The organism is Klebsiella pasteurii, assembly GCF_018139045.1.
GTDB lineage: Bacteria > Pseudomonadota > Gammaproteobacteria > Enterobacterales > Enterobacteriaceae > Klebsiella > Klebsiella grimontii.
On record NZ_CP073236.1, the window covers coordinates 96,946 to 118,102 of the forward strand.

At 56.0% G+C, this 21,157-nt stretch carries 15 protein-coding genes; 9 read left to right on the top strand and 6 right to left on the bottom strand.

Annotated elements, in window-relative coordinates; all coding sequences use genetic code 11:
• The first annotated feature begins 32 nt into the window (after window positions 1-32).
• Window positions 33-1,148, top strand: coding sequence for a macrolide transporter subunit MacA (gene macA / locus KCG39_RS00435; protein WP_004130894.1), 1,116 nt, complete (start codon window positions 33-35; stop codon window positions 1,146-1,148).
• A complete protein-coding gene (gene macB / locus KCG39_RS00440) occupies window positions 1,145-3,091 on the top strand; it encodes a macrolide ABC transporter ATP-binding protein/permease MacB (protein WP_139529711.1) in 1,947 nt (648 codons plus the stop codon). Before macA ends, macB begins: the two co-directional genes overlap by 4 nt.
• A gap of 68 nt (window positions 3,092-3,159) precedes the next feature.
• On the opposite strand, the gene cspD is transcribed toward macB, so the two are convergent.
• Window positions 3,160-3,390, bottom strand: a complete 231-nt coding sequence (gene cspD, locus KCG39_RS00445; protein ID WP_004100627.1) for a cold shock-like protein CspD — start codon at window positions 3,388-3,390, stop codon at window positions 3,160-3,162.
• A gap of 324 nt (window positions 3,391-3,714) precedes the next feature.
• Between cspD and clpS the strand changes: the two genes are divergently transcribed.
• Window positions 3,715-4,032: an ATP-dependent Clp protease adapter ClpS gene (gene clpS / locus KCG39_RS00450; RefSeq protein WP_004130898.1), complete on the top strand. Its 318-nt coding sequence runs from the start codon at window positions 3,715-3,717 to the stop codon at window positions 4,030-4,032.
• A 30-nt stretch (window positions 4,033-4,062) separates the two neighbouring features.
• A complete protein-coding gene (clpA, locus tag KCG39_RS00455) occupies window positions 4,063-6,345 on the top strand; it encodes an ATP-dependent Clp protease ATP-binding subunit ClpA (RefSeq protein WP_004130900.1) in 2,283 nt (760 codons plus the stop codon).
• A 138-nt stretch (window positions 6,346-6,483) separates the two neighbouring features.
• Here clpA and infA read toward each other — a convergent pair whose 3' ends face one another.
• From infA to trxB, 5 genes are all read right to left on the bottom strand, one after another.
• Window positions 6,484-6,702: a translation initiation factor IF-1 gene (gene infA, locus KCG39_RS00460; protein WP_002211347.1), complete on the bottom strand. Its 219-nt coding sequence runs from the start codon at window positions 6,700-6,702 to the stop codon at window positions 6,484-6,486.
• Window positions 6,703-6,980: 278 nt separating this feature from the next.
• On the bottom strand, window positions 6,981-7,685 hold the full coding sequence (gene aat, locus KCG39_RS00465; RefSeq protein WP_049112133.1) for a leucyl/phenylalanyl-tRNA--protein transferase: 705 nt from the start codon (window positions 7,683-7,685) through the stop codon (window positions 6,981-6,983).
• A 38-nt stretch (window positions 7,686-7,723) separates the two neighbouring features.
• Entirely contained in the window at window positions 7,724-9,445 is a 1,722-nt protein-coding gene (cydC, locus tag KCG39_RS00470) for a heme ABC transporter ATP-binding protein/permease CydC (protein ID WP_142467774.1), read from the bottom strand.
• Window positions 9,446-11,212, bottom strand: a complete 1,767-nt coding sequence (gene cydD / locus KCG39_RS00475; protein ID WP_142467773.1) for a heme ABC transporter permease/ATP-binding protein CydD — start codon at window positions 11,210-11,212, stop codon at window positions 9,446-9,448.
• Window positions 11,213-11,326: 114 nt separating this feature from the next.
• Complete coding sequence (gene trxB / locus KCG39_RS00480; RefSeq protein ID WP_142467772.1) at window positions 11,327-12,295, bottom strand: thioredoxin-disulfide reductase; 969 nt, start codon at window positions 12,293-12,295, stop codon at window positions 11,327-11,329.
• Window positions 12,296-12,826: 531 nt separating this feature from the next.
• On the opposite strand from trxB, the gene lrp reads away from it, so the two are divergent.
• The 5 genes from lrp (at window position 12,827) to serS (ending at window position 21,034) form a co-directional block, all read left to right on the top strand.
• Entirely contained in the window at window positions 12,827-13,321 is a 495-nt protein-coding gene (gene lrp / locus KCG39_RS00485) for a leucine-responsive transcriptional regulator Lrp (protein WP_002439523.1), read from the top strand.
• A gap of 135 nt (window positions 13,322-13,456) precedes the next feature.
• Window positions 13,457-17,566, top strand: a complete 4,110-nt coding sequence (gene ftsK, locus KCG39_RS00490; protein WP_142467771.1) for a DNA translocase FtsK — start codon at window positions 13,457-13,459, stop codon at window positions 17,564-17,566.
• 121 nt (window positions 17,567-17,687) lie between these two features.
• Window positions 17,688-18,299: an outer membrane lipoprotein periplasmic chaperone LolA gene (gene lolA, locus KCG39_RS00495; RefSeq protein ID WP_004130911.1), complete on the top strand. Its 612-nt coding sequence runs from the start codon at window positions 17,688-17,690 to the stop codon at window positions 18,297-18,299.
• An 8-nt stretch (window positions 18,300-18,307) separates the two neighbouring features.
• Window positions 18,308-19,651 (top strand): replication-associated recombination protein RarA, encoded by a 1,344-nt coding sequence (gene rarA / locus KCG39_RS00500; protein ID WP_004130913.1) that lies wholly within the window; start codon window positions 18,308-18,310, stop codon window positions 19,649-19,651.
• Between the two features lie 90 nt (window positions 19,652-19,741).
• Window positions 19,742-21,034, top strand: a complete 1,293-nt coding sequence (gene serS, locus KCG39_RS00505; protein ID WP_004130915.1) for a serine--tRNA ligase — start codon at window positions 19,742-19,744, stop codon at window positions 21,032-21,034.
• Window positions 21,035-21,157 lie beyond the last annotated feature (123 nt).

Genomic DNA, 21,157 nt, shown 5'->3' on the forward strand with positions numbered 1-21,157 from the left:
GGGTTCTGCGGGTTAAAACATCAGGAATTTTTATGAAATTAAATGGAAAGCGCAGGAAAGTATGGTGGCTGCTGGCGATTGTCGTACTGGCCCTCGCCGTCTGGGGATGGCGAATTCTGAATGCGCCGCTGCCGCAATATCAGACGCTGGTTGTACGCAAAGGCGACCTGCAGCAGAGCGTGCTGGCGACCGGTAAGCTGGATGCGTTAAAAAAAGTTGACGTCGGAGCCCAGGTTAGCGGACAGCTAAAAACGCTGCGCGTTGAGATTGGCGACAAAGTCAAAAAAGATCAACTGCTGGGGGTTATCGATCCCGAGCAGGCGGAAAACCAGATTAAAGAAGTTGAAGCGACGCTGATGGAGCTGCGGGCGCAGCTCAACCAGGCCCGTGCGGAGCGTAAACTGTCTGCGGCGACGTTGGCCCGCCAGCAGCAGCTGGCGCAGCGCCAGTTAGTCTCTCGCCAGGACCTCGATACCGCCGCGACTGACTTAGCGGTCAAAGAGGCGCAAATCGGTACGATTGAAGCGCAGGTCAAACGTAATCAGGCTACCCTGGATACGGCCAAAACCAACCTCGACTACACCAAAATTTTGGCACCGATGTCCGGGGAAGTGACGCAAATCACTACCCTGCAGGGGCAGACGGTGATTGCCGCCCAGCAGGCGCCGAATATTTTAACCTTGGCCGATCTCAGCACTATGCTGGTGAAGGCGCAGGTCTCGGAAGCGGACGTGATTCATCTGAAGCCGGGGCAAAAAGCCTGGTTTACCGTGCTGGGCGATCCGCTGACGCGCTATGAAGGGACATTGAAGGATATCTTGCCGACACCCGAAAAGGTCAATGACGCGATTTTCTACTACGCCCGTTTTGAAGTGCCGAACCCGCAGGGCATCCTGCGTCTGGAAATGACCGCCCAGGTGCATATCCAGCTCTCGGAAGTGAAAAACGTCATCACCATCCCGCTGAGCGCGCTGGGTGAAGCCATCGGCGATAACCGCTACCACGTGCGTCTGCTGCGTACCGGTGAAGTTAAAGAGCGTGAAATCGTTATCGGCGCGCGTAACGACACCGATGTGGCAGTGGTGAAAGGGCTGGAAGAGGGGGATGAAGTGATTATCGGCGAAGGTGCGGCCGGAGCGGCGAAATGACGGCGTTACTGGAACTGCGTGATATTCGCCGCAGCTATCCTTCTGGTGAGGGCAACGTTGAGGTGCTGAAAGGCATTACGTTGAGCATTGCCGCAGGAGAAATGGTGGCTATTGTCGGGGCGTCCGGCTCCGGCAAATCCACGCTGATGAATATTCTCGGCTGTCTGGACAAACCGACCGGCGGTACCTACCGGGTCGCGGGAACGGACGTGGCTCGTCTCAACGGCGACGAGCTGGCGCGCCTGCGGCGGGAGCATTTCGGCTTTATTTTCCAGCGCTATCACCTGCTATCGCATCTGACCGCGGCGCAGAACGTCGAAGTTCCGGCGGTTTATGCCGGCGCGGAGCGTAAAGCGCGTCTGGCCCGGGCCCATGAGCTGCTGATTCGGTTGGGACTGGGCGACAGAGCTGAATATCAGCCTTCGCAGCTCTCCGGCGGCCAGCAGCAGCGGGTGAGTATCGCCCGCGCCCTGATGAACGGCGGGGAAGTGATTCTCGCGGATGAGCCAACCGGCGCGCTGGACAGCCGCTCCGGCGAAGAGGTCATGGGGATCCTTCACCAGCTAAAAGCGCAGGGGCATACGGTGATTATCGTCACCCATGATCCGCAGGTGGCGGCCCAGGCAGAACGGGTCATTGAAATACACGATGGTGAAATCGTGCGTAATCCGCCCGCGCTGGGGTTCGCCCACGACGGCGTACTGCGTCAGCGTACGGCGGCTGAGCCATCGGCGTGGCGTCAGTTCAGCAGCGGCTTTCGCGAAGCGCTGGTTATGGCCTGGCGCGCGATGGCGGCGAATAAAATGCGTACGCTGCTGACGATGCTCGGGATTATTATCGGCATTGCCTCGGTGGTGTCGATTGTGGTGGTGGGCGATGCCGCGAAGCAGATGGTGCTGGCCGATATTCGCGCTATCGGTACCAATACCATTGATGTTTATCCCGGCAAGGATTTCGGCGATGACGATCCCCGCTATCAGCAGTCTCTGAAGTACGATGACCTGTTGGCTATTCAGAAACAGCCCTGGGTCAGCTCGGCGACCCCGGCGGTATCAAAAAGCCTGCGTCTGCGGGCTGATAACATTGACGTTGCCGCCAGCGCCGAGGGCGTAGGGTCACAGTATTTTAACGTCTACGGCATGACCTTCAGCGAAGGAAATACCTTTAACGAGCTTCAGCTAAATAGCCGCGCGCAGGTGGTGGTGCTCGACAGTAACGCGCGTCGACAGCTGTTTCCGCACAAAGCGAAAGTGGTGGGTGAGATCATTCTGGTCGGCAACATGCCGGCGACGGTGATCGGCGTCGCGGATGAAAAACAGTCGATGTTCGGCAGCAGCAAAATCCTGCGCGTCTGGTTACCCTATACCACGATGGCCGGGCGGGTGATGGGGCAGTCGTGGCTGAATTCCATCACCGTGCGGGTGAATGAAGGTTATGACAGCTCGATTGCCGAGCAGCAGCTGTTGCGTCTACTGGAACTGCGTCACGGTAAGAAAGATGTTTTCACCTGGAATATGGACAGCGTCTTGAAAACGGCGGAACGGACCACACATACATTACAGCTGTTTCTGACGCTGGTGGCGGTGATTGCGCTGGTGGTCGGCGGAATTGGCGTAATGAACATTATGCTGGTCTCAGTCACCGAGCGCACGCGGGAGATCGGTATCCGTATGGCGGTCGGTGCGCGGGCCAGCGATGTGTTACAGCAGTTTTTGATCGAGGCGGTGTTGGTTTGCCTGGTCGGCGGGGCGCTGGGCGTCACGCTTTCGCTGCTGATCGCCTTTGTTCTCCAGCTGTTTTTACCCGGCTGGGAGATCGGTTTTTCGCCGTTGGCGCTATTGACCGCATTTTTATGCTCCACGCTGACTGGGGTGCTGTTTGGCTGGCTACCGGCGCGCAACGCGGCGCGTCTGGACCCGGTAGACGCCCTGGCGCGCGAGTAGCGATAAAAAAATGCCAGTCAGAAGGACTGGCATTTTGCTGGCGGGATGTACACAATGAAGCAAAAGAGTTATGCGGCTGTTTCTGTTTCTTCAGCTTCAACAGGGACAATCACGCTGGCGTGGTTACCTTTTGGCCCCTGGTGAACATCAAACCGAACCGCTTGTCCGGCTTTTAGCGTTCTGTAACCATCCATCTGGATGGTGGAGTAATGGGCGAAAATGTCTTCGCCGCCGCCCTCAGGGCAGATAAAACCGAACCCTTTGGCATTGTTGAACCACTTAACAGTACCCATTTCCATACTTCGACATCCTTCGTAAATCTTATAAGTAAGATGGAATGAACCGGTAGTGGAGTGACGAGTTGTTCATTTGCTCGCCAACTCTCGCCACTACAATTTAGAGAAATCAGGAAATGCGTCAAGCGATTGACGCTGGGGGACGGTGAAAAATGCGTCAAAATTTGAAGCAGTTAACGCTATTGCCGGGGAATGTGACAGACGTCGCGGATGGAAGTAATAGATGATAATTATCTATGATCTATTGTAGATTTGTGATGTGCATAGCCTCTGGTCATCGACAGGCCACCGCCTGTTGGCAACAGCAACCGATGATGAACACTGACGATGAGTAAGAGAGACTGGTTGGACTTCGATCAGCTAGTAGAGGACGAAGTTAAGGATGCGCTTAAACCGCCATCTATGTATAAAGTGATATTAGTCAATGATGACTACACTCCAATGGAGTTTGTTATTGACGTGTTACAAAAATTCTTTTCTTATGATGTTGAACGTGCAACGCAACTGATGCTGACGGTTCACTATCAAGGTAAAGCGATTTGCGGGGTCTTTACCGCCGAAGTCGCCGAAACCAAAGTATCGATGGTGAACCAGTACGCAAGGGAGAACGAACATCCGTTGTTGTGTACGCTAGAAAAAGCCTGAATGCAGGCAATAAACTTGGGGGAGGTGCCTATGCTCAATCAAGAACTGGAACTCAGTTTAAACATGGCTTTCGCCAGAGCGCGCGAGCACCGTCATGAGTTCATGACCGTCGAGCACTTGTTGCTGGCGCTGCTTAGCAACCCTTCGGCCCGCGAAGCGCTTGAAGCGTGTTCAGTGGACCTGGTCGCGCTGCGTCAGGAGCTTGAAGCCTTCATCGAACAGACCACACCCGTACTGCCTGCAACGGAAGAAGAGCGCGATACTCAGCCGACGCTGAGCTTCCAGCGCGTCCTGCAGCGTGCCGTTTTCCACGTCCAGTCTTCCGGCCGCAGCGAAGTGACTGGCGCCAACGTTCTGGTCGCGATTTTCAGCGAGCAGGAGTCTCAGGCGGCCTATCTGCTGCGTAAACACGAAGTCAGCCGACTTGATGTAGTGAATTTCATCTCTCACGGTACGCGTAAAGACGAGCCGAGCCAGTCTTCCGATAGTAGCGGAAGCCAGCCAGGCAGCGGCGAAGAGCAAGCAGGCGGGGAGGATCGTATGGAAAACTTCACCACCAACCTCAACCAGCTTGCCCGTGTAGGCGGTATCGATCCGCTGATCGGTCGCGAGAAAGAGCTGGAACGCGCTATTCAGGTTCTGTGCCGCCGTCGCAAGAACAACCCGCTGCTGGTGGGGGAATCCGGCGTCGGTAAAACCGCTATTGCTGAAGGGCTTGCCTGGCGTATCGTGCAGGGCGACGTGCCGGAAGTGATGGCCGATTGCACTATCTATTCGCTGGATATCGGTTCGCTGCTGGCAGGCACCAAGTATCGCGGCGATTTTGAAAAACGCTTTAAAGCGCTGCTCAAGCAGCTGGAGCAGGACACCAACAGTATTCTGTTCATCGATGAGATCCACACCATTATCGGTGCGGGGGCGGCTTCCGGCGGGCAGGTCGATGCCGCTAACCTGATTAAACCGCTGCTTTCCAGCGGTAAGATCCGGGTAATCGGTTCGACAACCTACCAGGAATTCAGCAACATCTTTGAAAAAGATCGTGCCCTGGCGCGTCGTTTCCAGAAAATTGATATCACCGAACCTTCCGTGGAAGAGACGGTGCAGATTATTAACGGCCTGAAGCCGAAGTATGAAGCGCACCACGATGTCCGTTACACCGCGAAGGCGGTACGTGCGGCGGTGGAACTGGCGGTGAAATACATTAACGATCGTCATCTGCCGGATAAGGCGATTGACGTGATTGATGAAGCCGGGGCGCGTGCGCGCTTGATGCCGGTGAGTAAACGTAAGAAAACGGTTAACGTGGCGGATATTGAGTCCGTGGTAGCGCGGATTGCGCGCATACCTGAGAAGAGCGTTTCCCGCAGCGATCGCGATACGCTGAAAAACCTCGGCGATCGCCTGAAAATGCTGGTCTTCGGCCAGGATAAGGCGATTGAGGCCTTAACCGAAGCGATCAAGATGGCGCGCGCCGGGCTTGGCCATGAGCACAAACCCGTCGGCTCTTTCCTGTTCGCCGGGCCTACCGGGGTCGGTAAAACCGAGGTTACCGTACAGCTGGCGAAGTCGCTGGGCATTGAGCTGCTGCGTTTTGATATGTCCGAATATATGGAACGTCATACCGTCAGCCGCTTAATCGGTGCGCCTCCGGGTTACGTCGGTTTCGATCAGGGCGGGCTGCTGACCGATGCGGTTATTAAGCATCCGCACGCGGTGCTGCTGCTTGATGAAATTGAAAAAGCGCATCCGGACGTCTTTAACCTGCTGCTGCAGGTGATGGATAACGGGACGCTGACCGACAACAACGGCCGCAAAGCGGATTTCCGTAACGTGGTGCTGGTGATGACCACCAACGCCGGGGTGCGTGAAACCGAGCGTAAATCCATTGGCCTTATTCATCAGGACAACAGTCCGGATGCGATGGATGAGATCAAAAAGATCTTTACGCCGGAATTCCGTAACCGTCTCGACAACATTATCTGGTTTGATCACCTGTCTACGACGGTTATCCATCAGGTGGTGGATAAATTTATCGTCGAGCTGCAGGTTCAGCTGGATCAGAAAGGCGTCTCTTTGGAAGTCAGCCAGGAAGCTCGCGATTGGCTGGCCGAGAAAGGCTATGACCGGGCCATGGGCGCACGTCCGATGGCACGGGTAATTCAGGACAACCTGAAAAAACCGCTGGCCAACGAGCTGCTGTTTGGCTTACTGGTTGACGGCGGCCAGGTAACGGTGGAACTGGACAAAGAGAAAAATGCGCTGACCTACGACTTCCAGAGTGCGCAGAAGCACAAACCGGAAGCGGCGCATTAAGTTTCTGGTACCCAATGACAAAACCGGCCTCAGGGCCGGTTTTTTTATCTGCGCGCTTTTAGTTGTAAATGACGTAGAAATGAAAAGACCGGGAATTATCCCGGCCTTCAGCATCTGGCGCGCTAAGCGCGAAAACGATCAGCGACTACGGAAGACAATGCGGCCTTTGCTCAGGTCGTACGGGGTCAGCTCAACAGTCACTTTGTCGCCCGTCAGAATGCGGATGTAGTTTTTACGCATTTTACCGGAAATATGCGCAGTTACCACGTGACCGTTTTCCAGTTCTACGCGGAACATAGTGTTAGGCAGCGTATCAAGTACGGTGCCCTGCATTTCAATATTGTCTTCTTTGGCCATCTAGTCCTCTGGGGTATCACTACCGTAGTTTTGAACCGGCAAGATAATGCCGAAGTTCAGCAAGTATGTAAAGTTTTACGTCAAATCGCCGAAGTAGTTTTGGCGCATTACCCGTGATTCACGCGGATAAACCGGGTGACAGGCGCAAACGTAAAGGGGAGTGACAGAACAATGGGTGTTATCTGACTCTTATTATTCCCAAACGGCGGCGGGGCAACGGGCAGAAGCTACTCTACCGCGCAATTATAACATCCCAACAAAAAATGTGCTGAAAACATTTACGCTTCTCCTGCAAATAGCACCCTCGGTACCCAGAATAGTTCCGGTAGACGATAAGTCCGCAGCACGGAGAGATAGTCGAGGTAATCGCGGCGAGGAATTTCCACTGCGCCCAGCGACGCCGTATGCTTATTCAGCACCTGACAATCGATTAATTTTCCGCCATCCTGTGAAAATACCTGGCTAAAGACCAGCAGCGCGGTTTTAGAGGCGTTTTCGGCACGGCTGAACATCGACTCTCCGCAAAACAGCGCGCCCTGCGCAACGCCATACATTCCACCGACTAAAGCATCTCCCTGCCACACTTCAATAGAATGCGCATGCCCCAGCTCGTGCAGCTGATGGTAGGCCTGAACGATTCCTGCCGTTATCCATGTTCCCTCATCGCGATGGTCGGCGCAGCCCTCGATAACCTGACCGAAGGCGTGATTCAACGTGACGCGATAAGGCGAGCGCTGATGGAAACGCTTCATACTGCGGCTGAGATGAAATTTCTCTGGCCACAGTACCGCTCGCGGATCGGGGGACCACCATAAAATAGGATCGCCGGGTGAAAACCACGGAAAAATACCGCGCTGATAGGCCATCAGTAGCCGCGCCGGGCTAAGATCGCCGCCCAGCGCCAACAGGCCATTAGGTTCACGTAAAGCGCCTTCCGGGGAGGGGAAGGCGATGGAATGATGAGAGAGCTGAACCAGCCGCATTTTTACCTCAACGCATCAGGCAATGATTCAATAGTAGCCTACAGACGCTGCTTAAACTGGTAGTAACGCCCCTGTTCAGCCAGCAGTTCTGCGTGACTACCTTGCTCAATAATCTTCCCGTTGTCCATGACTATTATCTGATTAAAACGCGCCAGTCCACGCAGACGATGGGTCACCATTAATACGGTTTTTTCACGCATCACTTCTGCGAGTAAATCAAGGATTTGGCTTTCGGTCGTCGCATCGAGGCCTTCAGTAGGCTCATCAAGCAGCATGAGCGGGGCGTCGTGAAGCAGGGCGCGGGCGATAGCCAGTCTGCGCAGTTCGCCGCCGGAGAGCTGACGGCCGCCTTCGCCCAGCCAGCTATTCAGGCTGCTATCGTCCAGTAATTTCGCTAAACCGACGCGCTCAAGCGTTTCGGCAAGCCGGGCATCGCTGGCGTTGGGGGAAGCCAGCAGCAGGTTATCGCGCAATGTGGCGCTGAACAGGTGCACTCGCTGCGGCACGACGCTCATCGCCTGACGCAGCGTTGCTTCGTTTAGCTGCGCCAGCGGCTGATCGTTGAGTAATATTTCGCCTTCCGCCGGATCCCATGCCCGGGTCAGCAGCTGCAACAGGGTTGATTTACCGCAGCCTGTGCGCCCCAGAATGGCGATATGTTCCCCGGCCTTGACCTGCAATGAAATATTTTCCAGCGCAGGGGAGGGCTGCTGAGGATAGCTGAAGGTAACCTGATTTAAGCTCAACGAGACGCGATCCAGCTTCTGGTCTTTGCCCTGAGCGAAGCAGACTTCCGGCTCTTGCTCGGTGATTTGCGTGATGCGTTTTGCGGAAGCGATCACCTGCCCCAGATGCTGAAATGCGCCAGTAACCGGCGCCAGCGCTTCGAACGCCGCCAGCGCGCAAAAGACAAACAGCGCAATCAGCGCCCCTGGCTGAGTATCGCCGCCAACGCCCGCGGAGGCGAGCCACAGCATTGCGATAACCGCAATACCGCCAATCAGCAGCATCAGCGCCTGAGAGAGCGCGGTCAGTTCCGCCTGGCGACGCTGCGCATCCAGCCAATGCGCTTCTGTTTTTTCCATTTGCCGCCGGTAGCGATCGCTGGCGTTGAACAGCATGAGCTCCGCCTGTCCCTGCAGCCATGAGGTTAACTGCTGGCGATACTGTCCGCGAAGCCGGGTCATGCTTTCACCAGCGGGTTTGCCGGCGCGATAGAACAGCGGCGGCATCACCAGCAGGGTGAGCAGCATAATACCGCCGAGGGTCAGGGCCAGCGTGACGTCCAGCACGCTCAGTCCCACGGTGACGACCAGGATCACCACCAGCGCCCCTACTAGCGGCGATATAACGCGTAGATAGAGATGATCCAGGGTATCGACATCGGCAACCACCCGGTTGAGCAGCTCGCCCTGTCGAAAACGCGCCAGTCCGGCGGGGGAGAGCGGCAGCAGCTTGCTAAAGGTAAAGACCCGCAGGTGCTGCAGGACGCGGAAGGTGGCGTCATGACTGACCAGACGCTCAAAGTAGCGGCCTGCGGTGCGAATAATCGCCGCGCCGCGTACGCCGGCGGCCGGCAGCATATAGTTAAAGCTGTAGATGCCCGCTACGCCAACCACGGCGGATGCCGACAGGAACCAGCCCGACAGCGTTAATAGGCCAATACTGGCCAGCAGCGTCACGATCGCCAACACGATACCGAGCAGCAACAGCCATTTATGTCGTTTGTAGAGCGCCAGGTAAGGCCACAATGCGCGCATTTAAATCTCCTCCTGACGATGGGCGAGTAGGGTCGCGAAAGGACCGCCTGCGGCCGCCAGCTGCGAATAACTGCCTTGCTCAACAATTTGACCATCCTGCATAACCCAGACGGCATCCCAGTTCGCCAGGCCTTCCAACTGGTGGGTAACCATCAGCGTGGCTTGCTGTGTTGACGCATTGGTCAGCGCCTGCATCACCCGCTGTTCGCTATGCGCGTCAAGGCTGGCCGCTGGTTCGTCCAATAGCAGCAGACGACAGGGCACCAGCAGCGCGCGGGCGACGGCGACGCGCTGGGCCTGCCCGACCGACAGATGACCGGCCTGATCGCCAACAGGCGTATTAATACCTTGCGGCAGAAGGGTGAGGAACTCGCTGACCCAGGCTTTATCCAGCGCAAGCTGCAGTTGGGATTCGGTAGCATCAGGGCAAGAGAGCAGGACATTTTCGCGCAGCGTCGCCGCGGGCAATTGCGGATTTTGCCCAACCCAACTCAGGAGACGGCGCCAGCGGTCGGCGTCCAGGCTCTTTAACTCAACGCCATTGACCCTGAGAGAGCCATCATAGGGAAGAAAACCGGTTAACGTATTCAGCAGCGAGCTCTTGCCCGAGCCGCTTTGTCCAACCAGCACCACACGTTCCCCAGCGCGTAAGGAAAAACTCAGCGGTCCGGCCAGCACTTTTCCTTCGGGAGATTTAATCAGCAGGTCGCGAGCTTCAAGGCTTACCATTACGTCATCGCTTAATGCCTTTTCCCCACGCTCTGCCTGCGCCAGCGGCGTTTCCATAAAGGTCTTCAGGCTATCAGCGGCGCCAATAGCCTGTGCTTTAGCATGATAAAAGGTGCCTAAATCGCGCAGCGGCTGGAAAAACTCGGGGGCCAGAATCAGGGCGAGGAAACCGGACATCAACGTCACCCCGGCGCCGTAATGGCCAAAGTTGAGCTCTCCCAAATAGGAGAAGCCAAAGTAAACGGCGACCAGCGCAATAGAGAGCGAGGTGAAAAATTCCAGTACCCCGGAGGAGAGAAACGCCAGGCGCAGTACTTCCATGGTCCGCTGGCGGAAATCTTGAGAGGCTTCGCGTATGTTGTCGGTCTCTGCTTCACCGCGATGAAAAATTCGCAGCGTTTCCATACCGCGCAGGCGATCGAGAAAATGGCCGCTCAACCGCGCCAGAGCGAGAAAGTTGCGTCGGTTGGCATCGGCCGCACCCATCCCAACCAGCGCCATAAACAGCGGAATAAGCGGGGCGGTGCCCAGCAGAATAAGCGCTGCAGCCCAGTTGACCGGGAAAATAGTGATGACAATCAGCAAAGGGATAGAGGCCGCCAGCGTCATCTGCGGCAAATAGCGAGCATAGTAATCATGCATATCGTCGATCTGCTCAAGGATCAGCGTGGCCCAGCTACCGGCGGGTTTCCCCTGTATCCAGGCCGGCCCCGCTTGCTGTAAGCGATCCAGAACCTGACGGCGGATCTCCAGTCGGATATGTTGACCTGCCTGAAACCCCACTTTTTCACGCAGCCAGACCACCCAGGCGCGAAGTACGAAGACCAGCACCAGTAGCGTAAAGGGCAGCAGCAGCGCCGTCGCGGGGATATTTTCCATAATCATGCGGTGAAGGATCCTCGCCAGGAACCAGGCCTGAGCAACGATCAACAGGCCGCTAACGACGCCCAATACTCGGGAAATCATCAACCAGCGACGGGAGATAATGCTTTGATCTTTTAACCAACGGGTTAACTCTTGTTGACGGGTTTTATTCATTGCGCGCTTAGCAGGTGTAGTTATGAGTTTTTTGGGCACGGCAATGTTACAACGGGGCAAAAATAAAGGCGACTTTTCGTCGCCTTCTTTACCTTTGTTACTGACTTGTAAAGATTATTTGCAAGCGTCGGCTAAACCATCCAGATAACGCTCTGCATCCAGCGCAGCCATGCAGCCTGTGCCGGCAGAAGTAATCGCCTGACGATAGATATGATCCATCACGTCGCCAGCGGCGAAAACGCCCGGGATGCTGGTCTGGGTGGCGTTGCCGTGGATGCCGGACTGAACTTTAATGTAGCCGTTTTCCAGCTCCAACTGATCGGCGAAAATTGCCGTATTCGGGCTGTGGCCGATTGCCACGAATAGCCCCGCAACTTCGAGGGATTCCAAGTTGTCAGCATTTTGCGTATCGCGCAGACGCAAGCCGCTTACACCCATCTGGTCGCCGGTCACTTCTTCCAACGTACGGTGGGTGTGCAGCACGATATTGCCGCTCTCCACTTTGTCCATCAGGCGTTTGATAAGGATTTTTTCCGCGCGGAAGCCATCACGACGGTGGATCAAATGAACTTCGGAAGCGATGTTAGACAGGTACAGCGCCTCTTCAACAGCCGTATTGCCGCCGCCGATCACCGCGACCTTCTGGTTACGATAGAAGAAACCGTCGCAGGTCGCGCAGGCAGAAACGCCGCGGCCCTTAAACGCGTCTTCCGATGGCAGACCCAGATAGCGCGCTGATGCGCCGGTAGCGATAATCAGGGCATCGCAGGTGTATTCACCGCTGTCGCCCATCAGGCGGAACGGACGGTTTTGCAAGTCGACGCTGTTGATATGATCGAAAATAATTTCGGTTTCAAACTTGGTGGCATGTTCGTGCATGCGTTCCATCAGCAGCGGTCCGGTCAGATCGTTAGGATCGCCTGGCCAGTTTTCCACTTCAGTGGTGGTGGTCAGCTGACCGCCTTTTTCCATTCCGGTAATCAGTACCGGCTGCAGATTTGCGCGCGCTGCGTAGACCGCAGCGGTGTATCCCGCAGGTCCAGAACCAAGAATAAGCAGTTTACTGTGTTTGGCCGTGCCCATGAGATCCTCATAATTTATTGGCATACATGAGCTGGATTGTAGGGAATTTGTTGGCGTAAAAAAAGAGCGTGGCGGTTTTGTTAACGATATGTGCAATAGAAGATGCCGATTAATTGGCGATTTAACGAACGAAGAATATAACTAATTCTACTGTTAGCGAGACAATTATAAGAGGAAAACATGAGAATCAACCGGGGAGGATAATGAATATCTGGCATCTTGTACTAAAAATCGATGTTTTGCTTTGACAATCCCCTGTGCTTTTGCGAAAACATTCATGGAAGAAGAAAAGCAGTGTTTCGCGTGTGGCGAATTTTCATGCACGCAAATGCCATTTTTATCCGGGTTAGCGAAATCTACGCATGGTGTGGACAGACGCCATGCGTGATGTCGGTGGCTGCCGTCAGGCAACGGGCTTCTCACGTACCCCTGGGTTACCCAATGTCGTACGGGTGATAACAGGATGGACTCTGGCAGTGAAGGCTCAGAGTCGGAACAGGAGTAGGGAAGGAATACAGAGAGACAATAATAATGGTAGATAGCAAGAAGCGCCCTGGCAAAGATCTCGACCGCATTGATCGTAATATTTTGAATGAATTGCAAAAAGACGGGCGTATTTCCAACGTCGAGCTTTCTAAACGGGTGGGACTTTCTCCGACGCCTTGCCTTGAGCGCGTGCGTCGACTGGAAAGACAGGGTTTTATACAGGGCTATACAGCGCTGCTCAACCCGCACTATCTGGATGCATCACTTCTGGTATTTGTTGAGATTACTCTGAATCGTGGCGCGCCGGATGTGTTTGAGCAATTTAACTCCGCTGTGCAAAAACTTGAAGAAATTCAAGAGTGTCATCTGGTTTCCGGGGATTTCGATTACCTGTTGAAAACCCGCGTACCGGATATGTCAGCGTATCGTAAATTACTGGGCGAGACCTTGCTGCGCCTGCCGGGCGTAAATGACACCCGTACCTATGTGGTGATGGAAGAAGTCAAGCAAAGTAATCGTCTGGTAATCAAGACGCGCTAACACGGAACAGGTGCAAAATCGATGTAGTTTGATTACACTCCTGTTAATCCATACAGCAACAGTGCCGGGGAGACCCGGCACTGTTGTCCGTTTTAGCCGAAGGCAGGAAACAGCCTGATACCTGGAGAGCCTTTCTTGAGCCAGGAATACACCGAAGACAAAGAAGTCAAATTCACAAAGCTAAGTAGCGGGCGCCGACTCCTTGAGGCGTTACTCATTCTTTGCTCCCTTTTTGCCATTTGGTTGATGGCGGCCTTACTCAGCTTTAATCCCTCGGATCCTAGCTGGTCACAAACGGCGTGGCATGAGCCTATTCACAATATAGGTGGGACGCCGGGAGCATGGCTCGCCGATACGCTATTTTTTATTTTTGGCGTAATGGCCTATACCATTCCGGTCATCATTATCGGTGGCTGTTGGTTTGCCTGGCGTCATCAGGAAAACGACGAGTACATCGACTATTTCGCCGTCTCGCTGCGTTTGATTGGCGCGCTGGCGCTGATCCTCACGTCCTGCGGTCTGGCGGCGATTAACGCGGATGATATCTGGTACTTCGCTTCGGGCGGGGTGATCGGCAGCTTACTGAGTACTACCCTGCAACCGCTGCTGCACAGCAGCGGCGGCACAATTGCGCTGCTCTGTATCTGGGCCGCAGGACTGACGCTGTTTACCGGCTGGTCCTGGGTTAGCATTGCTGAAAAACTCGGCGGCGCGATCCTTTCTATTCTCACTTTCGCCAGTAACCGTACCCGTCGTGACGACACCTGGGTCGATGAAGGGGAATATGAAGAAGATGAAGAAGAATATGAAGATGATGAACCTGCGAAGCCGCAGGGTTCTCGACGCGCGCGGATTTTACGCAGCGCCTTAGCTCGCCGCCAGCGTCTGGCTGAGAAGTTCTCTAATCCGATGGGGCGTAAGACCGATGCGGCGCTATTCTCGGGTAAACGGATGGATGACGCCGAAGACGAGGTCCAGTACAGCGCCGGCGGTGCGCCTGTTGCCGCTGACGATGTGCTTTTTTCTGGCTCCAGCGCAGCGCGTCCGGCAAATGCTGATGATGTTCTGTTCTCCGGCGTCAGTGCGGCACGTCCCGGCGATTTTGACCCCTACGATCCTCTGTTAAACGGTCATAACATTGCCGATCCGGTGGCTTTGGCCGCGCAGGATACCGCTGCGCCGCAGGCATGGTCTGAACCGCGGCCAGGGTATGAGGCTCCGCCAGCCTATCATCAGGAACAGGCCCCGGTACAGCAGCCAGCATATCAGCCAGCACCGGCTTACCAGCCGCAGCATGTGTACCAGCCGGAACAGGCCCCGGTACAGCAGCCAGCGTATCAGCCTGAACCGGTTTACCACCCACAGCATGCCTATCAGCCGGAGCAGGCTCCTGTTCAGCAGCCTGCTTATCAGCCCGAACCTGCTTACCCGCCGCAGCATGCCTATCAGCCGGAGCAGGTTCCTGTTCAGCAGCCCGCTTATCAGCCTGAACCGGCTTACCCGCCGCAGCATGCCTATCAGCCGGAGCAGGTTCCTGTTCAGCAGCCCGCTTATCAGCCTGAACCGGCTTACCCGCCGCAGCATGCCTATCAGCCGGAGCAGGCTCCTGTTGAGCAGCCTGCTTATCAGCCTGAACCGGCTTACCCGCCGCAGCACGCGTACCAGCCGGAACAGGCCCCGGTACAGCAGCCTGAGCCTTACGCCGCCTCCATTGAGCCTGAGCCTCCGCAAGAGGAGGTGAAGCCTCAGCGTCCGCCGATGTACTACTTCGAAGAAGTGGAAGAGAAACGCGCGCGTGAACGCGAGCAGCTTGCCGCATGGTATCAGCCGATTCCGGAGCCGGTCAGTCCGGTTGCGACAAAACCGATCTCGCCTCCGCCTGCTCCGGCGGCTGATGTTGCCGCGGTGAGCGCGCTTGCGTCTGGCGTCCATCAGGCCACCGGGGCGGCCTCTGCTAGCGCCGCCGCGGCATCTGCCGCATCCAGCGCCGCGCCGCTGTTTAGCCCGGCGTCGGGCGGTCCGCGAGCGCAGGTAAAAGAGGGCATAGGCCCGAAATTGCCGCGTCCAAACCGCGTTCGTGTGCCCACGCGCCGTGAGCTGGCTTCCTATGGCATTAAGCTGCCTTCGCAACGGTTGGCTGAAGAACGTGCGCGTCAGGCAGAGCATCAGCACTATGATGACGATGCGCTGACGGACGAGGAAGTAGCAGAGCTTGAGCAGGGTGAGCTGGCGCGTCAGTTCGCGGCTGCGCAAAATCAGCGCTATGGCGATAGCTACGCTGCGGAAGAGGATGATGTAGACGAGGATTCTGCCGCTGAAGCCGAACTTGCTCGTCAGTTTGCCGCTTCACAGCAGCAGCGCTACGCCAGCGAGCAGCCGCCGGGATCGCATCCGTTCTCTGCGGCGGATTATGAATTCTCACCAATGAAAACATTAGTTGATGATACGCCGAGCGAGCCTGTCTTCACGCCATTGCCGGAAGTACAGCAGCCTGCCCCGCAGTATCAGCAGCCGGCCCAGCATTCGCAGCCCGTACAGCAGCCGATGCCGCACCCGCAGATGCCTCAGCCGCCGCAATATACGCAGCAGCAGGCTTATCAATCCGTACAGCAGCAGCCTGTTCACCATCAGCCGATGCCGCAGCAGGCTCCTGGCAGCTATCCGCAGCAGCAGGCTCCGCAGCAGCCGATCCCGCAGCCGCAGGAAAGTCTCATTCACCCGCTACTGATGCGCAATGGCGACAGTCGCCCGTTACAGAAGCCGACGACGCTGCTGCCCTCGCTTGACCTGCTCACGCCGCCACCGGCTGAAGTTGAGCCGATCGATACCTTCGCCCTTGAGCAAATGGCGCGTTTGGTTGAAGCTCGTCTGGCCGATTTCCGCATTAAAGCCGACGTGGTGAACTACTCACCAGGCCCGGTCATCACCCGCTTTGAGCTAAACCTGGCTCCAGGGGTAAAAGCGGCGCGGATTTCCAACCTGTCGCGCGATCTGGCGCGCTCACTGTCCACGGCGGCGGTCCGTGTGGTGGAAGTTATTCCGGGTAAACCTTACGTTGGCCTGGAGTTGCCTAACAAAAAGCGCCAGACCGTTTACCTGCGCGAAGTGCTGGATAATGCCAAATTCCGCGATAATCCTTCACCGCTCACGGTGGTCCTCGGTAAAGACATCGCGGGCGAACCTGTCACCGCCGATCTGGCGAAGATGCCGCACCTGCTGGTGGCGGGTACTACCGGTTCCGGTAAGTCTGTTGGGGTCAACGCCATGATCCTGAGCATGCTTTACAAAGCGCAGCCGGAAGATGTGAAGTTCATCATGATTGACCCGAAAATGCTCGAGCTGTCGGTCTATGAGGGAATACCGCATCTGTTGACGGAAGTTGTGACGGATATGAAAGATGCGGCCAACGCTTTGCGCTGGAGCGTTAACGAGATGGAGCGCCGATATAAACTCATGTCCGCGCTAGGCGTACGTAATCTCGCAGGTTATAACGAGAAGATTGCCGAAGCCGCGCGGATGGGACGACCCATTCCGGATCCTTACTGGAAGCCCGGCGACAGTATGGATGCGACGCATCCGGTACTGAAAAAAGAGCCTTATATCGTGGTGCTGGTCGACGAATTTGCCGACCTGATGATGACCGTCGGCAAGAAAGTGGAAGAGCTGATTGCGCGTCTGGCGCAGAAAGCGCGCGCTGCAGGTATCCACCTGGTGCTGGCGACCCAGCGACCGTCGGTTGACGTTATCACCGGCCTGATTAAAGCCAACATCCCGACGCGTATCGCCTTTACCGTATCGAGTAAAATTGACTCGCGGACCATCCTTGACCAGGGCGGTGCGGAGTCTCTGCTGGGGATGGGCGATATGCTCTACTCCGCGCCTAACTCGACGATCCCGGTGCGCGTGCACGGCGCTTTTGTACGTGACGAGGAAGTTCACGCTGTCGTCCAGGACTGGAAGGCGCGCGGGCGTCCGCAGTATGTTGATGGCATCACCTCCGATAGCGAAAGCGAAGGCGGCGGTGGTGGCTATGAAGGTGGTGAAGAGCTCGATCCGCTGTTCGATCAGGCCGTCAACTTTGTGACGGAGAAACGCAAGGCCTCCATATCCGGGGTGCAGCGTCAGTTCCGTATTGGTTATAACCGCGCCGCGCGTATTATTGAGCAAATGGAAGCTCAGGGTATCGTGAGCGAGCAGGGTCATAACGGTAACCGTGAAGTGCTGGCTCCGCCGCCTTTTGAGTAACCGCAAAGTTGGGTAAATAAGTGAAAATCAGCCTGTTCTGCTGTTTTACCGCCGTTGGCCGTTCTACATTAGCAGCAGATTAGGCTCCCGCGTCGGGAGTGACGCACATTAAGGAATAACAATGAAAAAACTCGCAATCACCTGTGCATTACTGTCCAGTTTTGTCGTCAGCCAGGTATGGGCGGACGCCGCCAGCGATTTAAAAAGCCGCCTTGATAAAGTGAGCAGCTTCCACTCCAGCTTTACGCAGAAAGTGACGGACGGCAGCGGCAACGCCGTGCAGGACGGGCAGGGAGACCTGTGGGTCAAGCGACCAAATTTGTTCAACTGGCATATGACCCAGCCGGATGAAAGCGTGCTGGTTTCCGATGGCAAAACGCTGTGGTTCTACAACCCCTTTGTTGAGCAGGCTACCGCCACCTGGCTGAAAGATGCGACCAGCAACACGCCGTTTATGCTGATTGCCCGCAACCAGGCCAGCGACTGGCAGAACTACAACATTAAGCAGAACGGCGATGATTTTGTTCTGACGCCGAAAAACGGTAGCGGCAATCTGAAGCAGTTCACCATTAACGTGGGTCGTGACGGCACGATTCATCAGTTCAGCGCCGTGGAGCAGGACGATCAACGCAGCAGCTATCAACTGAAGTCGCAACAAAATGGTGCCGTGGATGCATCTAAGTTCACCTTTACGCCGCCGCAAGGGGTTACGGTGGACGATCAACGTAAGTAGAGGCGAACGTGAGCAATCTGTCGCTCGATTTTTCCGACAACGCGTTTCAACCCCTGGCCGCACGCATGCGGCCAGAAAATTTAGCGCAGTACATTGGTCAGCAGCATCTGCTGGCGCCGGGTAAACCCTTACCGCGGGCGATTGAAGCCGGTCATCTGCACTCCATGATCCTTTGGGGGCCGCCAGGGACGGGGAAAACCACGCTGGCTGAGGTGATTGCGCGCTATGCCAGCGCCGACGTTGAACGTATTTCAGCGGTGACCTCCGGTGTTAAAGAGATCCGCGAGGCCATTGAACGCGCGCGACAAAACCGCAACGCGGGTCGCCGCACAATTCTGTTTGTCGACGAAGTGCACCGTTTCAATAAAAGCCAGCAGGATGCCTTTCTGCCGCATATTGAAGACGGAACCATCACCTTTATCGGCGCGACGACGGAAAACCCCTCCTTTGAACTCAATTCCGCGCTGTTATCCCGCGCGCGCGTCTATCTGCTGAAGTCGCTGACCAGCGATGATATCGAGCAGGTGCTCAACCAGGCGATGAGCGATAAAACGCGCGGCTACGGCGGGCAAAATATCGTTCTGCCGGACGAGACGCGTAAGGCCATCGCCGACCTTGTCAACGGCGATGCGCGCCGGGCGCTGAATACCCTGGAAATGATGGCCGATATGGCCGAGGCCGAGGCCTCCGGCAATCGCGTGCTGAAAGTTGAACTGCTGACTGAAATTGCCGGTGAACGCAGCGCGCGTTTCGACAACAAAGGCGATCGCTTTTACGATTTAATCTCCGCCCTGCACAAATCGGTTCGCGGCAGCGCCCCGGACGCCGCCCTTTACTGGTACGCGCGGATTATTACCGCCGGCGGCGATCCGCTCTACGTAGCGCGCCGTTGTCTGGCGATTGCGTCGGAAGATGTCGGCAATGCCGATCCGCGCGCGATGCAGGTTGCGATCTCCGCCTGGGACTGCTTTACCCGGGTCGGACCGGCGGAAGGCGAGCGAGCGATTGCTCAGGCCATTGTTTATCTTGCCTGCGCGCCGAAAAGCAACGCGGTCTATACCGCGTTTAAAGCGGCGATGGCCGATGCCCGCGAACGGCCCGATTACGACGTTCCGGTACATTTACGCAATGCCCCAACGAAGTTAATGAAGGAGATGGGCTACGGGCAGGAGTATCGCTATGCCCATGATGAACCGAATGCCTACGCCGCCGGAGAGCAGTACTTCCCGCAGGAAATGGCGCAAACGCGCTATTATAAGCCGACAAACCGGGGGCTGGAGGGCAAAATAGGCGAAAAGCTCGCCTGGTTAACCGAACAGGATCAAAATAGCCCGATAAAACGCTACCGATAATTGAGGCGTTGCGGTAAGGTTGTCACACTATTTCCGTGGTCGCGCTCTGCGGCCATTTTTCTTTATTAATTCGATAAGCACAGGATAAGCATGCTCGATCCCAATCTGCTGCGTACCGAGCCAGACGCAGTCGCAGAAAAACTGGCACGCCGGGGCTTTAAGCTGGATGTAGATAAACTTCGCGCTCTGGAAGAGCGTCGTAAAGTTCTGCAGGTTCAAACTGAAAACCTGCAGGCGGAGCGTAACTCCCGATCGAAATCCATTGGCCAGGCGAAAGCGCGCGGGGAAGATATTGAGCCATTACGCCTGGAAGTGAACAAACTCGGCGAGCAGCTTGATGCCGCTAAGACCGAGTTGGACGCGCTGCTGGCTGAAATCCGCGATATCGCGCTGACCATCCCTAACATTCCGCACGATGACGTTCCGGCCGGCCGCGACGAAAATGACAACGTTGAAGTCAGTCGCTGGGGTACGCCGCGCGAGTTTGATTTTGACGTTCGCGATCACGTGACGCTGGGCGAAATGCACGGAGGGCTGGATTTTGCCGCCGCCGTGAAGCTGACCGGTTCTCGTTTTGTGGTCATGAAGGGCCAGCTGGCACGTCTGCACCGCGCGCTGGCGCAGTTTATGCTGGATCTGCATACCGAACAGCACGGCTACAGCGAAAACTACGTCCCGTATCTGGTTAACCAGGACACGCTGTACGGTACCGGCCAACTGCCTAAATTTGCCGGCGACCTGTTCCATACCCGTCCGCTTGAAGAAGAAGCCGACAGCAGCAACTACGCGCTGATCCCGACGGCGGAAGTTCCGCTGACCAACCTGGTGCGCGATGAAATCATTGATGAAGACGATCTGCCGATCAAAATGACCGCGCATACGCCGTGCTTCCGCTCTGAAGCCGGATCCTATGGCCGCGATACCCGCGGGTTGATCCGTATGCATCAGTTCGACAAAGTCGAAATGGTGCAGATTGTACGTCCGGAAGATTCCATGGCGGCGCTGGAAGAGATGACTGGCCACGCCGAGAAAGTGCTGCAGCTGCTGGGTCTGCCGTATCGTAAAGTGGCTCTGTGCACGGGCGATATGGGCTTCAGCGCATGCAAAACCTACGATCTTGAAGTGTGGGTACCGGCGCAGGATACCTATCGTGAGATCTCTTCCTGCTCTAACGTTTGGGATTTCCAGGCGCGTCGTATGCAGGCGCGCTGCCGAAGTAAGTCTGACAAGAAAACTCGCCTCGTACACACGCTGAACGGTTCTGGCCTGGCGGTTGGTCGTACGCTGGTCGCGGTGATGGAAAACTATCAGCAGGCGGATGGTCGCATTGCGATCCCGGAAGTCCTACGCCCATATATGCGCGGCCTTGAGTTTATCGGCTGATTTTTCGACTCTTTTCTCAAAAGCGCCTGCGGGCGCTTTTTTTTTACCCCCTTCTTGATACCGGGCAATAATCGACTTCTCGATTACGCAGATACTCCCTTTGGATTAACCAGCATAAAAAAC